13 protein-coding genes and 4 pseudogenes are annotated in these 14,346 nt (G+C 44.8%); 12 read left to right on the forward strand and 5 right to left on the reverse strand.

Going from position 1 to position 14,346, the window contains the following annotated elements; all coding sequences use genetic code 11:
* Positions 1 to 234 precede the first annotated feature (234 nt).
* Positions 235 to 1,359, reverse strand: a pseudogene (locus tag KNP60_RS10970) (heavy metal translocating P-type ATPase); the annotation flags it as partial.
* Here KNP60_RS10970 and KNP60_RS10975 point away from each other — a divergent pair.
* The 3 genes and pseudogenes from KNP60_RS10975 to KNP60_RS10985 form a co-directional block, all read left to right on the forward strand.
* Positions 1,351 to 2,146, forward strand: a pseudogene (locus KNP60_RS10975) (IS3 family transposase); the annotation flags it as partial. The pseudogenes KNP60_RS10970 and KNP60_RS10975 overlap by 9 nt on opposite strands.
* A 59-nt stretch (positions 2,147 to 2,205) precedes the next feature.
* Positions 2,206 to 2,592, forward strand: a pseudogene (locus tag KNP60_RS10980) (DUF6036 family nucleotidyltransferase); the annotation flags it as partial.
* Positions 2,593 to 2,624: 32 nt separating this feature from the next.
* On the forward strand, positions 2,625 to 2,975 hold the full coding sequence (locus KNP60_RS10985; protein WP_029336171.1) for a hypothetical protein: 351 nt from the start codon (positions 2,625 to 2,627) through the stop codon (positions 2,973 to 2,975).
* Between the two features lie 188 nt (positions 2,976 to 3,163).
* Here KNP60_RS10985 and KNP60_RS10990 read toward each other — a convergent pair whose 3' ends face one another.
* Entirely contained in the window at positions 3,164 to 3,910 is a 747-nt protein-coding gene (locus KNP60_RS10990) for a hypothetical protein (protein WP_029595505.1), read from the reverse strand.
* 516 nt (positions 3,911 to 4,426) lie between these two features.
* Between KNP60_RS10990 and KNP60_RS15640 the strand changes: the two genes are divergently transcribed.
* From KNP60_RS15640 to KNP60_RS11030, 8 genes are all read left to right on the forward strand, one after another.
* Positions 4,427 to 4,567 (forward strand): thioredoxin domain-containing protein, encoded by a 141-nt coding sequence (locus KNP60_RS15640; RefSeq protein WP_353048653.1) that lies wholly within the window; start codon positions 4,427 to 4,429, stop codon positions 4,565 to 4,567.
* A gap of 113 nt (positions 4,568 to 4,680) precedes the next feature.
* Positions 4,681 to 5,139, forward strand: coding sequence for a CopY/TcrY family copper transport repressor (locus KNP60_RS11000; RefSeq protein ID WP_034781861.1), 459 nt, complete (start codon positions 4,681 to 4,683; stop codon positions 5,137 to 5,139).
* 45 nt (positions 5,140 to 5,184) lie between these two features.
* Entirely contained in the window at positions 5,185 to 5,400 is a 216-nt protein-coding gene (locus KNP60_RS11005) for a heavy-metal-associated domain-containing protein (RefSeq protein ID WP_029336168.1), read from the forward strand.
* Positions 5,401 to 5,418: 18 nt separating this feature from the next.
* Positions 5,419 to 7,878 (forward strand): heavy metal translocating P-type ATPase, encoded by a 2,460-nt coding sequence (locus KNP60_RS11010; protein WP_214716442.1) that lies wholly within the window; start codon positions 5,419 to 5,421, stop codon positions 7,876 to 7,878.
* A gap of 14 nt (positions 7,879 to 7,892) precedes the next feature.
* A complete protein-coding gene (locus tag KNP60_RS11015; protein ID WP_034781864.1) occupies positions 7,893 to 8,168 on the forward strand; it encodes a glutaredoxin family protein in 276 nt (91 codons plus the stop codon).
* A gap of 142 nt (positions 8,169 to 8,310) precedes the next feature.
* Positions 8,311 to 8,553 (forward strand): heavy-metal-associated domain-containing protein, encoded by a 243-nt coding sequence (locus KNP60_RS11020; RefSeq protein WP_051627724.1) that lies wholly within the window; start codon positions 8,311 to 8,313, stop codon positions 8,551 to 8,553.
* A 50-nt stretch (positions 8,554 to 8,603) separates the two neighbouring features.
* Positions 8,604 to 9,281, forward strand: a complete 678-nt coding sequence (locus KNP60_RS11025; RefSeq protein ID WP_235420268.1) for a hypothetical protein — start codon at positions 8,604 to 8,606, stop codon at positions 9,279 to 9,281.
* A 79-nt stretch (positions 9,282 to 9,360) separates the two neighbouring features.
* On the forward strand, positions 9,361 to 10,782 hold the full coding sequence (locus KNP60_RS11030; protein WP_034781866.1) for an MATE family efflux transporter: 1,422 nt from the start codon (positions 9,361 to 9,363) through the stop codon (positions 10,780 to 10,782).
* Positions 10,783 to 11,009: 227 nt separating this feature from the next.
* Here the strand turns inward: KNP60_RS11030 and KNP60_RS11035 are convergent.
* Both KNP60_RS11035 and KNP60_RS11040 read right to left on the reverse strand, forming a co-directional pair.
* Positions 11,010 to 11,864 (reverse strand): annotated as a pseudogene (locus tag KNP60_RS11035) (PRD domain-containing protein).
* A gap of 19 nt (positions 11,865 to 11,883) precedes the next feature.
* Positions 11,884 to 12,924, reverse strand: a complete 1,041-nt coding sequence (locus KNP60_RS11040; protein WP_214797466.1) for a glycoside hydrolase family 1 protein — start codon at positions 12,922 to 12,924, stop codon at positions 11,884 to 11,886.
* On the opposite strand from KNP60_RS11040, the gene KNP60_RS11045 reads away from it, so the two are divergent.
* Positions 12,898 to 13,509 carry an IS3 family transposase gene (locus tag KNP60_RS11045; protein ID WP_029596456.1) on the forward strand — a complete coding sequence of 204 codons (612 nt, stop codon included), beginning with the start codon at positions 12,898 to 12,900 and terminating at the stop codon, positions 13,507 to 13,509. The two genes, KNP60_RS11040 and KNP60_RS11045, sit on opposite strands and share 27 nt — an antisense overlap.
* 63 nt (positions 13,510 to 13,572) lie before the next feature.
* Here KNP60_RS11045 and KNP60_RS11050 read toward each other — a convergent pair whose 3' ends face one another.
* Positions 13,573 to 14,292, reverse strand: coding sequence for a peptidoglycan DD-metalloendopeptidase family protein (locus KNP60_RS11050; RefSeq protein ID WP_029336161.1), 720 nt, complete (start codon positions 14,290 to 14,292; stop codon positions 13,573 to 13,575).
* Positions 14,293 to 14,346 lie beyond the last annotated feature (54 nt).

Consider the following 14,346-nt stretch of genomic DNA (forward strand, 5'->3'; position numbering starts at 1 on the left):
GTAGACCTATCGACCGGATTTTCTTTCCATACTTCGGAGAATATTCCGGTCAATGAATAAGGTTCGGCCTCGATTAAAACTGTCTGATGATAAAAAAGCTGATAATGAAACCTAAAAAGATGACTCGGGAACAATACCGAAGTCATCTTAAAGCCGTCTTAAAAAACAGAGATCATTTATTTTTATCATACCCAGTACAAATTCGAGGATATAAAAATGAATATTTTTGTTTTTTTATTCTTTGACATTCATCAGTCTTAAACTGTTCAGTGCTACCAGAAGAGTTGCCCCCATATCGGACATAATAGCTATCCATAGGGTGAGCCAGCCCGGGATGACCAAGAGTAATGCAATCGCTTTGATACTGATAGCGAACGCGATGTTCACTTTGATAATATTTAGGGATTTTCGGCTCAATTTTATCGTAAACGGTAGTTTGCTCAAATCGTCGCCCATCAGGGCGACATCTGCTGTTTCCAAAGCGGTATCCGTTCCAGCACCACCCATGGCAATTCCAACAGTAGAGGCAGCGAGTGCCGGAGCGTCATTTACGCCGTCCCCGACCATCGCGACATTGTCGTACTCAGCTCGCAAGCGTTTAATGACATTTAATTTATCCTCTGGCATCAATTCTGCCTGGATTTCGTTGACGCCAACTTGCTGGCCGATAGCTTTGCCTGTCCCTTTGTTGTCACCCGTCAGCATAATTGTCTTTTTAATACCCATATCATGTAGTTTCCGGATGATTTCTTTGCTGGATTCCCGGACTTCGTCGGCTACGGCGATAACCGCCAATATGCTTTGTTTCGTTCCGATAATCATCGAAGTCTTACCTTGCTGTTGCAGAGCCGTTACGGTTTGGTCCAGATTATTATCAATACTTTCAACACCTAGCTCGTTAAAGAGAAGCGGGCTTCCGATAAAGTAGGTGGTGCCGTCTATCGTTCCTTTAATGCCTTTTCCTGTGATGGAAGAGAAGTCCTCAACTCTGATAGAGGTGTAAGGTATGTTTTCCTCGTCCGCTTTTTTCATGATGGCAGAGGCCAACGGATGCTGAGAACGATATTCCAATGCCGTCACGATAGAAAGCAGTTCTCTCTCGTTTACCTGCTTGTTCGTGATTTTAAAGTCTGTGACGACAGGTACACCTTTGGTCAGGGTACCGGTTTTGTCAAATGCAATAGCTTTCAGCGCGCCCATTTCTTCCAGGTATACGCCGCCTTTAATCAAGACCCCTTTTTTGGCAGCATTACCGATGGCGGAAACAATCGAAATCGGCGTCGAAGTGACTAAGGCACACGGGCAACCCACTATTAGAACCGCCAATCCTTGATAGACCCAGGTTTCCCAGCTGGCATCTCACGTGCGGCCTATTACAAATGGTTGAATCGCACCATACCGGTGCGTCAAGAAGAGAACGAGAAGCTTCTGGAGGACATCCGTCTACTCTATGACCAGGCGAACGGCACATACGGGTACCGTCGGATCACGATGACGATCAACCGGTTGCGCCGACAACAAGGACTGTCCCCGTTCAATGAAAAGCGAGTCTATCGCTTGATGCATATCCATGGGATCCAATCGGTCATCCGCCGGAAGCGGAAGAAGCATAAGAAGTCAACGCCGCAGCACGTGGCCGAGAATCTGATGAACCGAGAGTTCAGCGCGTCCCGACCGGACGAGAAATGGTGCACCGACGTCACCGAGTTTAAATATGGTGCCGGGAAAAAGGCATACCTGAGCGCAATCATCGACCTGTACGACGGCTCGATCGTCGCCTATCGCATCGGAAAGTCCAACAACAACGTTCTCGTCTTCCAGACGATGATGCCAGCCATCACGGGGCTCGCACAGGAGCGCGTCCGATGATCCATAGCGCCAATATACCTCGAGAGGGTTCAAACGCATGGTGGAAGACGCGGGACTGACCCACAGCATGTCCCGGGTCGGACGTTGCATCGACAACGCCCCGATCGAGAGCTTTTGGGGTACCCTGAAAGTCGAGATGTACTACCTGCGTGAGTTTCAGGCCTATAGCGAACTCACATCGGCCATCGAGACCTACATATCGTTCTACAACCATGACCGTTTCCAGAAACGGCTAAACGGCTTGAGCCCTGTCGAATACAGGTCTCAAGCCGCCTAGTTCGGTTTTCATTATTTGCCCTGTCTACTTGACGGGGGGCAGTTCAGTATCGTCCGACGCGAGATATTGATATTCGCGTGACGGAGGGCGTCGTGACACCTGAATTGAAAGAGGCGCTTCATGAATATGAAATTGAAATTGTCGAAGGGGTGATTCAGTACCCACCCCGTGAAGACTTTAGGGAAAATGAATTCCGGCATAAGATTGAAGGGCTGTTCGAGGCGATTGATGTGTATATCCCCGACATTGAACTTTTAGCATGTACCAAGATTTTCTCCTCTCGCCAAAAGGATCTAGAGGATCTCGAAAAAACGAATCTATTGGCACTTTGCGATAAAGATAAACTTCTCGACCTTGTAGAGGAATACAAAGCAAACATGACGTGGGACAATCCATTTTGTAACGTGCATGACTTGAGTCGAATTTTTCAGGAAAAGGGTATATAATAAATCAAAAGAAGAGTAGAGGAGGGTGACCGATGTCAGACAGTAATCATGTACTTCTGCAAAGCGAGCTAGCGGATGAACTGAATCGTATGCAGGCAGGCGGGACAAGCTATCGCTTAGAGACGGCTCAATTGGCCCTGGCATTAAGTCGTCATGTATCGGTCCCTGAATCGCTACGTGACCGAGAAATGGCTCGCCAGTATGTTCGATCTTCACTGCATGATTTACAGGACGACCGGGCAGAGGATGTGGCAAAAATGCTTAGTATGGCAGCACGGCGTGCCTACAACACTCCTGAAAATACGTTCTCGGTAGATATGAAAGTGAAATTAGAAGAAAAGCGTAATCGATTCAAGGTGCGTGGATTGCAGGTGAAATCTTAATTGGACCAAGCGGAGTCATTCTTTATACTCTCATGAGGTTATGATTCTACGTGTGAATGAAGCATCTTTGGTCAAGTCATTGAACATGTATCAGACGATTTCTTCAAACCGTTAAATACTTTGTTTGTAATAAACATAAGGGTACTAGATTCAGTCACTGGTTGACTCAACCTAGTACCCTTTTCGTATCATTGTTTATTTTGTTGGGTGCTCCGCTCACGCAGGACCGCGAGCTCGACCTGTTCCTGTAACCGGTTCTCGAATGTCTCTTTCTCTCGACGGAGGAGCTGGACTTCTAAGTGCAGCTTCTGGTTCTCTTCTTCAAGCTGGTCAAGACGGCGTGTACGAGCTTTTAAGTCGTCGACAGCGTCCATAAGACTTTGATTTTGCCGATAGAGCTGGCTACGTTCATCTTCTAGCTTTTTCATGTCTCCTTCTAGATGAAAAACTGTTTTTTTCTGCTCTTTTAGTTCTTCTTTGTTAGACACACGTTCTGTTTCCAATGCGTCTTCAACGATTCTCTTTTCAGCGATTAGTTGGTTGATTTGATCTTGTAATTGAGTGAGTGCAATTTCATGTGACGACACCTTTCGCTCATACTCCTCTTGGAGTCGTTCAGCTTCTGTAATTACGCTTTGTTCAAGGTCATGAATGGTATTTTTATATCGCGCGTTGATTCGCTCATGTTCTTTTTGTTGCGTTTCTAGTCGAGTGGCTCGTTCATTGAACAGGGCAAGCACTTGATTCAGTGCTGCTTCGAGTGATTCGTTCTCCTTGACGACTAAGGGGTCCGGTGACTGTTTATCGGCCAATGATATTAATTGCTCGAATAATTGGTTGGTTGATATTTGACGTTGCTCCATTAAACGCTGAATATGTTCTTTCACTTCTTGTGACACGCGGAATGACGTCACCTTGGTCTCGTTTGATTCCAATTCTAATCCCTCATTTGGTTATTATTTTGTATACAGCATATGTAGTTCCTATATTTAAATCATTTAAATACAAGTTGTTATAAAAAAAATCACTCATAAACTGGCACTTTGTGGTGTAGGAAGGTATACATTTCGACGTCGAAATGTATACCTTCCTACACTTTTTACTTATGAGAATGTCTCAATAGTAAGCTAGTAGTCGAATCATCTATTTAATCCTAGCGACTAAGCAACAAAACGCTTAAGACAATTCCTACTTTGTTTTATTACATCATATAAGAGATGACAGTAGTTAACAATTTAAAGCTGTATGAGTTCAAAATAAATACGACCCAACTAAATACGAATCGAATTAGTGTTTTGAGAGAAACAATAAGCTTAAAGAAACATACAAAATGGACACGAATATATAGATTGACAAATAACGTTTACAGTTGTAAATTTAAATCGATTACAAACGTAAACGAAAAGAGAGGAGAAAAAATGCTTTCGAAATTTCAATTATCTGATTTGCAAATGGTTAATCACTCTACGCAGCCTGTAGTCTTAAAGTTCACCACCGATTGGTGCCCGAGATGCCGTCAGCTCGCACTACTATTTGAAAGCGTTGCTGAAGGATATCCAGATGCGTTTTCTAGACAAGAATATAGCCAATGAAGACTGAATAGCGAACCCAAAAACATAATGGTTGACAGACGACGTTTACGATTGTAAACTTAAATCAAACAAAATGTTTACGATTGTAAACTTAAAATTTGGAGGTTAGACAAATGGCTGAACATGTCGAAAAACAAATCACGGATTCAGAATGGGAAGTCATGCGTATCGTTTGGGCCCAAAATCACGTGACCAGTAAAGAAATCATCGAGGTATTGGAAAAGAAGATGAGCTGGAAGCCTGCGACGACGAAGACATTCATTGGAAGGCTCGTGAAAAAAGGGATGCTCTCAACCGAGGCCGAGGGGAAGAAATTCATCTACTCCGCGAACGTCGTTGAAGGTGACGTCATCAGAGAGACGTTACACGATCTACTCGATCATATCTGTGACAGGGATGTCGGGAACACAATCGGAACGATGATCACACAGGCGACACTGAGTGTACAGGATATCGAGAATCTCAAAAAAATCCTTGAGATGAAGGAAAGTGAAGCGGTGGAGGACATTCCATGCACCTGTACCCCGGGTCAATGCAGATGTCAGGACCATTCTTGTGGATCCAGACATTGAGTTTGAAATGATGTCATGAATGTAGTGAATAGGAGGAGACTCAAGATGAAAAAAACGATTTTAACGATTAAAGGTATGTCATGCGCTCATTGTGTCAACAAAGTCGAGTCAGCACTTGAAGGTCTGAATGGGGTTGAAAGTGCGAAAGTCAACTTAAAGAAAGGCATCGCAAAAGTGAAGTACGATGAAACACGACTAGATGTGAATGAATTTAAAGAAGTTGTGGGCGAGGTCGGTTACGAAGTCGAATCAGCCCAATAATAATGGAGGTAAGACGATATGGAGAGTAAGACATTTGCCGTGGAAGGGATGACCTGTGCGTCCTGCGTTCAGACAGTTGAAAAAGCAACAAAAAAATTGCCTGGCGTAGTGACCTCCAACGTCAACCTAGCGACTGGGAAATTGAGCATTCATTACGATGAGACGAAAATCTCGCCGCTGGATATTCAGACGACCGTCGAGAAGGCTGGCTACAAGGCCTCAACCGAGACCGAGCAAAGATCATTTGTCATCACAGGGATGACTTGTGCCTCGTGTGTGCAGACGATTGAGAAGGCCACGAGGAAAATGGTGGGTGTGACTGAGTCGAATGTGAACCTGGCGACAGAAAAATTAGTCATTCGATATGATCCTCAGCTGGTGACTGTATCAGATGTCGTCCGAGTGGTGGCAAACGTCGGATATGAGGCAAGAGAAGATCAAGAATCAACGGATGGCCAAGATACAGAGAAAGAAAAGAAACTGAAAAAAATTCAATCGATGTGGAACCGATTTGTAGGATCGGCGATTTTCACGATTCCATTACTCTATGTGGCGATGGGGCATATAATCGGCCTACCCCTACCGATGGCATTGGATCCAACGATGAACCCAGAATTGTTCGCTGTCTTGCAGCTCATGATGACCATCCCAGTGATGTTGTTCGGATGGAAATTCTTCTCCGTAGGATTTAAGACATTGTTCCGAGGGCATCCGAATATGGATTCACTTGTCGCCCTAGGGACGAGCGCAGCCTTCTTCTATAGCGTCGGTGCCACCATGGCTATCCTCTCAGGTTATGAGGGATACGTGAATAGCCTCTACTATGAGACAGCCGCAGTCATTCTCACGCTGATCACATTAGGTAAATATCTTGAAGTCCGGTCGATGGGTAAAACATCCGAAGCGATTGAAAAATTGATGGGACTGGCACCTAAGACGGCAAAGGTCGTCCGCAACGGACAAGAGTTAGAAGTATCAATCGACGAAGTCATCGTCGGCGACACGATTATCGTAAAGCCTGGTGAGAAGATTCCGGTGGATGGCGTGGTTCTATCAGGTAATACGTCTGTAGACGAATCCATGCTGACCGGTGAAAGTATCCCTGTTGAAAAAAATGTGGGTGCTCAAGTCATCGGTGCCAGCATCAACAAGAACGGGATCATCCAATACCGAGCCACGAAAGTCGGTAAGGATACAGCGCTATCTCAAATCATCAAATTGGTCGAGGATGCACAGGGCTCTCGAGCTCCTATCGCAAAACTGGCCGATATCATCTCCGGATACTTTGTACCGATTGTCATCGTCGTCGCGATCCTTTCAGGAATTGCATGGTATTTAGGCGGTCAGACCGGCCTCTTCGCCTTGACGATCACGATTTCAGTACTGGTCATCGCCTGCCCTTGTGCACTAGGTTTGGCCACACCAACAGCAATCATGGTGGGTACGGGCAAAGGTGCTGAGAATGGTGTGTTGATCAAGAGTGGCGGCGCCTTGGAGACGACCCATAAAGTCCAGACGATCGTGTTCGACAAGACAGGGACGATCACTGAAGGAAAACCGAAAGTGACAGATATCGTGACAGTGAATGGACATCAAGAAGATGAGTTGTTACGCTTGACCGCTTCCGCTGAAAAAGGGTCTGAACATCCATTGGGCGAAGCAATCGTAAGAGCGGCAGAGGACAGAATGATGCGTGTCATGGATATCGATCGTTTTGAAGCCATCCCAGGGCACGGGATCGAAGTACTGATCGACGGAAAAGTCTTGCTTGCCGGAAACAGAAAATTGATGAAAGACCGCGGCATCTCACTGGATGTCCTTGAAGGCGCTTCAGACAAACTCGCACACCAAGGCAAGACGCCGATGTATATCGCGATTGACCAACAAATCGCAGGGATCATCGCTGTCGCAGACACCGTCAAAGAAAACAGTCGTAAAGCCATTCAGAAACTTCAACGAATGGGTATCGAAGTAGCCATGATCACCGGAGACAACAAAGGTACGGCCATGGCGATTGCGAGACAGGTCGGGATCGATCGGGTACTGAGTGAAGTGTTACCTGAAGATAAAGCGAACGAAGTGAAGAAGTTACAGGCCGAAGGGAAGAAGGTCGCAATGGTCGGTGATGGAATCAATGACGCACCAGCCTTGGCCCAAGCAGACATCGGAATCGCGATCGGTTCGGGTACTGACGTTGCGATCGAATCTGCAGACATCGTCTTGATGCGAAGCGATTTGATGGATGTACCTACAGCTGTCGAATTGAGCAAGTCAACCATCCGCAACATCAAACAGAACCTGTTTTGGGCATTTGCCTATAATGTCATGGGTATCCCGTTTGCGATGGGGATTGTTTATCTACTCGGCGGGCCCTTGTTGAACCCGATACTTGCCGGAGCGGCCATGAGTTTAAGCTCAGTCTCGGTCCTGGTGAACGCACTCCGTTTAAAACGATTCAAGCCTTCGATGATCAAATAAAAGGAGGGAGTGGGATGGATACAGCCCTACAGCTCGAGCTTTACACGCGTCCGACGTGTTCAGATTGTCAGGATGCCAAAAAATATTTAAAAACAACCACAGTCCCTTATGTGAACAAAGATGTGGGTGCGAACCTTGACCTTGAACAAGAAATGGTAGCGATATCAGGGAATCGAATCGTACCACTGTTTGTCTTCTACAAAAAAGGGATGCTCAGAAAAAGAAGAGTAGTGAAGTACTTTGTTGGCTTCGAGAACAACAAAGAAGAGATTCTAACATTGCTACGATAAGCAACGATAGCTCACTCTCAGAACCTGTTGAAAGCGTGTCGCGCAATGAGGGACACGAACATAAGGTGGCGAGGGTGTAAAAAAATCGATACTTTTACACCCTACCCATGTATGGTAATTAAATAATCAGGAGGAACATATAATGAAAAAATCAACATTTCAGGTAGCGGGCATGTCTTGTGGATCTTGTATCAATAAGATTGAAGGACACGTTGGAAAGTTAGCGGGTATTGAATCAGTGAAGGTCAATCTTTCGGCGGGAGAGGTGGACGTGACGTTCGATGAAAGCCAACTCACACTTTCTGAGATTGAAACCGCAATTCAAGAGACTGGCTACGAGGTAACGGAGGCGACCGTTAAAATCGGTTGTTCTTGCTGCAAGTAATGGAGGTCGAGTGACGGTGCGATCAAGGACTACACAAAGGAGTGTTAAACGTGAAAGACCATGGACATCATCATATGAAGAACTTGACGGGAAATGAAGTGTCTGTAGAAGCTAAATATGAATTCGGGAAAATCAGTATCGAGTTAAAGGATCAACATCAGCAAGCCCCGGAACTCGAAGTCAGCCATGAAAAGGAATTCCATTTGATTCTCGTGAACGAAGACCTAACTGAGTACCGACACCTCCATCCGTTTAAAAAGGGTGAGGGTCGATTCGAGCAACCCGTCCAACTTGAGGCAGGGGCGTATAAACTCTTCGTGGATATTCAGCCTAAGGGACTGGCATATCAAGTGAAGCCGGTTCACTTACAGATTGATCATCAGTCCTCTTCCTCTATCGAATCGTCACTTAAAGTGGATGAGCGTCTGACGAAGACGATCGAAGGTCATACCGTCGAGCTGTCGATTGACTCTTTAAAAGCGCATGTCCCGACTGTCTTCAGCTATGACACCAAAGAAAGTAACCCGGAGCCATACCTTGGAGCACTTGGTCATGTCGTCATCTTGGATGAAGCCGGAGAACAGTTTATCCATGTGCATCCTTCTTCTCATGATACGACGGAATTTGAGACGGTCTTCCATAAACCTGGCCTATACAAGGTCTGGGCCGAATTCCAGTTCCATGGGACTGTGCACACCTATCCTTTCGTCATTCGTGTCTCAGATTGACCATGAGCGACCCATGGTTCCTCGTTGGGTCGCTTTCCTGTAATCGTTGTAAGCATAATTTTCGAAGGAGAGGACTCAGATGATAGAAAGTGAGCGGCTGGACACTCATGGTGATCGAAAAACCAAGATGAAATTCATCCTTCTACTCGCGTTACCAGCGGTTGCCGAGAATTTTTTCCAAACGTTGCTCGGATTTGTCGATACGCTGTTCGTCTCAAGAATCGGCCTAGCAGAAGTGTCAGCGGTAGGAGTGACGAATGCCGTCCTCGCCATCTACTTAGCTGTCTTTATGGCAATTGGTGTGGCAGTAAACGTTTATGTCGCCAATAACTTAGGCGCAGAACGAATCGAGCGCGCGAGACATATCGCGCAGCAGGCCATCGTCCTATCTGTCGTGGTCGGGGTGACCTTTGGGGTCGTGACGCTATTTTTCGCTGAGCCTCTCCTGCGGTTGATGGGGGTGGAGAATGACGTTTTAGAAGCTGGTAGCACCTACTTCAAAATTGTCGGGATCCCATCGATCGTGATGGCATTGATGTTTGTGCTCAGTAGTATCTTACGAGGTGCGGGAGATACAAAATCACCGATGAAGGTGAGCATCGTCATCAATGTCGTCAATATTGTGCTCGACTATATGTTGATTTTCGGTTTTTGGATCATCCCCGAACTTGGTCTCGTCGGAGCGGCACTCGCGACCGTCATCGCCCGGCTCGTCGGGACGCTCTTATTGATGAACTATATTCGTAAGACGGAAGTCATCGCCTTCAGGAAAGATTTCTGGAGACCGGATCTCGAACACCAGTTGGAGCTCGTGAACCTTGGAAGCCCGGCGGCTATCGAGCGATTGGTCATGAGAGCCGGACAGATCGTGTATTTCGGATTCATCGTGGTACTCGGGACGAACACCTTCGCCGCGCATCAAATTGCAGGGAATCTAGAGGTGTTCTCTTATATGTTGGCATATGGTTTCGCGACAGCAGCAACCATTCTCGTCGGTCGCAACATCGGAGCGGGAGACCACGAGACCGCCAAAGAATATGCCAGATTGAGCACGTTCATGGCGATGGGCTTCATGTCCTTATTCGGGGTTGTCTTATTCTTCTTCGGAGGATGGGCAGGTTCACTTTTCACCGACGATCCCCAAGTCATCAAAGACATCGATGTCGCGTTAAAAATAGCAGCGGTCTTCCAGCCTTTCCTAGCAGTTGTCCTTGTATTGACCGGTGGATTCCAAGGAGCGAACAATACGAAGTTTCCAATGTATCTGACCACGATCGGTATGTGGGTGATCCGGACTGGGGCAGTATATGTATTGGCGATTCAGATGCAGATGGGCATTGCAGGAGTGTGGATCGCCATCGGTCTAGACATCGTCTTTAAGGCGATCGTCCTTTGGATTCAATTCAGCCGAGGGCGTTGGATTGTAGTGGAATCCGAACCGCAGAAGCCCTGTCATCCCAAAACTAAGCATGAAGACGTGCGATGTATAAATAATTATTAACACTTGACTGAAATTGTAGGAAAGAGCAAAGTTGTTCTTTCCTTTTATCTTTTCTGAAAAAGTTATTAAAGGAGCCCGTCACGCCGATCTAAAGAAATCGAATCAGTGGTGAAAAACACACATATGTCATGCGGCCTATAGCTGCTCGATTATAAAAAATGGATATTTTTTTGTTCAGTATAGAAAAAACCTGGTCTTCGTCAAAAAGAACCAGGTAATTAAGAAAGTTATTGTTTATTCAAATCCATATTAGTTGTCAGTCGATGAATATGAACGGCTAGATAAGCTAGTTCCTCATTAGGAATTGTCACACCGTGCAACTGTTTAAGGTAGTCCCGTACTTTGAATGAACCATTCATGGCCTTTGGGTAGATGTTCGCAATCTGTTCAAATAGTTGATCGGATTCTTCATTCAATATTTTTCCAGCATAAAAGCGTTCAGCGAAATATTTCACATGTGTGATGAATCATGAATAATGAATATCTTCTTCATCGGTTTCAATATTGTAAGCATATCGAATAAGGTTCACAATACTCCCAATCATCTTGGCGTAGCGCATGCCATCACGTGTTTCTTCTCTTTCTCCTTGCGCGTTGATAATATGAAAAGCAATATTGGCTGCCTCTTTAATAGGCAGTTCGATTTTAAATCGTTCATTCATGAGATTAACCGCATAACTTCCAATCTTGAATTCCTGTGGATAATAGTTTCGAATTTCCCAAAATACTCGGTTGCTGATAGTAATACCTTTATAATAACGTTTTACCGCAAAGTGAAGGTGGTCTGTCAGTGTTAAAAAGATACCGGCATTGAGCTTTGTAGCTAGCTTTTCCTCAGCATATGCAACGATTTCTCGAGTGAACTCGACGAATTCAGGAGGAATTTCAGTCACCAGTCCTATGAACTCTTTAATACGGACATCGTCAGCGGGTATGAACATTTGGGAGGCTTCAGGTGGAGCGACAACATTTCCGATTTTCTGCCCGAAACCAATTCCTTTTCCAATTAAAATGTACTCAAGCTTTGATTTGTCCTCGACAATCACGACACTTGAATTTAATACTTTTTTGATACGAATCATTCCATACCTCCGTCTTAATTCAAGTCAGATCATCTCCATTTGAAGCTATGACTTTTTTATACCAGTAGAACGAATCTTTTTTAATCCGTTCTAGGGTCCCGTTCCCTTCGTCGTCCAAGTCTACATAGATGAACCCATACCGTTTCTTCATTTCTCCCGTACTGGCTGCAATCAGATCGATTGGACCCCATGCCATATAGCCAAGTAACGGAACCCCGTCAATCGCGACTGCTTTTTTCATTTCTTCGATATGACTCCGAAGATAGGCGATACGATAGTCATCATGTACTTTCTTGTCCGGCGTGAGCGTGTCAACGGCCCCAAGACCGTTTTCAACAATCATAAGTGGTAACTGATATCGATCATACAAGTAATTTAAGGAATAGCGTAAACCTTTCGGATCGATACTCCATCCCCATTCACTTTGTTCCACATGCTGGTTTTTATAGCCTGTCTTCACGCCATTCAAACCAGAGAATTCGAGAGGCGACTCCTTGACGATAACGTGAGTTAAGTAATAGCTATATGAAATAAAATCAACAGGACCACGATACAATGTATCGGCGTCTCCTTCTTCAAACGGCAAAGAGATATTCTCGTGCTCTAATTCTTTTTTAATGTAGTTCGGATATTTGCCACGACAAAGTACTTCACAGTAGTACTGCATTTTATGCATGAATTCCTCAGTTCGTTGGACGTCATCTGGGTCTGGGGAGTTTGGATATGCGAAGTGGCCATTATACATCATCCCCACTTTGTTCTCTGAATCAATTTCATGGGCAAGTGTCACGGCTTTGGCATTCGCCAACATCTGATGGAATGCACCGATAAACTGTGATTCTTTCGTTGAAGAAGGGATTCCTCCCCCCATCCATGGTTTTGTCGACATGACATTGATTTCATTAAAAGGAATCCAATATCGGACTTTACCTTTATATCGAGTAAACATGGTTTCGCAGTAGTGAAGGAAGAAGTCGACCACATCACGATGAAGCCAGGAGCCATATTTCTGTAATCCTAGCGGAGTCTCGAAATGAAGAGAATCATGAAGAAGCACCATCTCCAGTGTCGGATCAAACCCAAACGAAAATGGAAGTCTCAGGGTGAGAGTATCGTCATCGCCCCTGACCTTCTCAAGCGAGACTTCACTGCCAGTAGACCGAATAAGAAGTGGGTGACGGACATCACCTACATCCAATACGGGGGCACGACGAAGTACCTCTCCACGATCATCGACCTATTCAACAATGAGATTGTTGCCTATAAGCTATACGATCATCAACAGACGCCCCTCGTCATCGATACGTTAAGGATGGCGTTGGAGAGTCGGAACAATCCCGAAGGGGTTATCATCCATTCAGATCAAGGAAGTGTCTATACATCATATGCCTTTCAAGATTTCGTAAAGAGGAAGTATCTGACGAGCAGCATGTCTCGAAGAGGCAACTGTTGGGATAATGCGGTGATCGAATCGTTTCATTCGAACTTGAAGTCTGAGGTGTTCCAGTACGTCAAGTTCAACTCGTTAAGCGACTATGAAGTGCGTGAGCGGGTGAATAATTACTTAACTTACTACAACGAAGAACGTATCCAAGAAAAATTAGGCTACCTCACACCGATAAAATATGGTGTGGCGGTAGCCTAATCAAGGTATTTTTATTAGTGTCTCATACAGCTAGGTCAGTCTAATCTTTTCTTTTTTTTTAGGTTACAAATAGTTCATTGGGTTGACACTATTCGCTGCAGAATAACTGCTGTATTTATAACTGTTTTTATGAATCTCAAAGTGCAAATGATTTCCGAACGAGTTTCCTGTATTCCCAACTGTTCCAATCTTCATACCTTTAGAGACTGTCTGACCATTTTTTACCGAAAGGCTGTTCATATGAGCATAAACGGTTACGTATTTTTGATTCTGTAGACTATGTGAAATCATAACGTGTTTACCGTATGCACCGCTGTTTTTAGATGTAATGACTTTTCCACTGGCAGAAGCGTAGACGGGTGTGCCTTTTGCTGCAGCTAGATCAACGCCATTATGGAATGTATAACCGTAAGCACCATTAGAGTTTCCGTATCCTTGGGTCAGCCGACCTTCTGTAGGAGAAGCAAAAAGAGAGTTATTATATGATGTTTTTTTGGCAACGTGGCTCTTATATTTTTTTAGGTAAGAACTATAGATATACCGTGTGTTTCCTTTGTAAAGGACTTTTGTCCAAGCTCCTTTTTTTCCTAAATAAGAAAAGGTCTGCCCAGTGTTAGTGATGCCGACAATTTTGTGATTGAGAGAAGGACCAGTCCGAACACGAAGATCGTCTGTCTTCACTTTTACGTTATATGCACTACTTGCTTCGACTTTTGGACTATGCATCGAAAAAGTTGTTGTGAGTAAGACACTAGAAGCGATAAGTATTACCTTGTTTTTCATTAGTTGTACTCCTTTAAAGATAAAGATACAGTGACGAACGATTTGTTAAAAGGA

Origin of the sequence: Exiguobacterium sp. s5, assembly GCF_018618075.1 — a bacterium.
Taxonomy (GTDB): Bacteria; Bacillota; Bacilli; order Exiguobacteriales; family Exiguobacteriaceae; genus Exiguobacterium; species Exiguobacterium mexicanum_A.